At 37.5% G+C, this 546-nt stretch carries 1 protein-coding gene; it reads left to right on the top strand.

Features of this window, described 5'->3' with window-relative positions; translation table 11 throughout:
- Nucleotides 1–126 precede the first annotated feature (126 nt).
- Nucleotides 127–546: ISAs1 family transposase (locus M9196_RS23300; protein WP_250619888.1), on the top strand; the 420-nt coding region annotated here is incomplete at its 3' end.

Raw genomic sequence — 546 nt, 5'->3', positions numbered from 1 at the left:
CAGGGTTCCCGCATGTTATTTTCGCAGTGTTTCTCAAAGTTTCGGGATGAAATTTTTTAAAATAGGTTGAATCTGGCGATCTGACGTGATCTTATACTGTTTAGATAGCAGGACGAGATTGAAAAGATGAATTACGACGAATTCAAAGACCATTTTAACATATTGACTGATAGCCGTCAGGACCGAAAAATCACTTATGATTTCTTTGAAGTGATGTTCCAAGTAGTGACAGCCATGTTATGTGGAATGAAAACTTGGGATGAGATAGAAGCCTTTGGAGAAGAGAACTTAGAATGGTTTAGAAAGTTTAGTCCTTACTTATCAGGTATTCCAAGTCAAGATACAACAGCTCGCATTGTTGGACTGGTTGACCCGGATGAATTTTCTCTTTGTTTTACTCGATGGTGTAACGATATTCAACATGAAAAAACATTAGAAACCAATCATATAGCGATTGACGGTAAGTCTTTGAAAGGCACGTATGATCACAGTAAGAAGAAATGCCTAACGCATATGGTCAATGCTTATTCTGTTGATACTGGTCTA

Source organism: Vibrio methylphosphonaticus (genome assembly GCF_023634655.1).
Taxonomy (GTDB): domain Bacteria; phylum Pseudomonadota; class Gammaproteobacteria; order Enterobacterales; family Vibrionaceae; genus Vibrio; species Vibrio methylphosphonaticus.
Note: the sequence above shows the minus strand (reverse complement) of the source record. Positions and strands in the feature narration are given on the sequence as shown.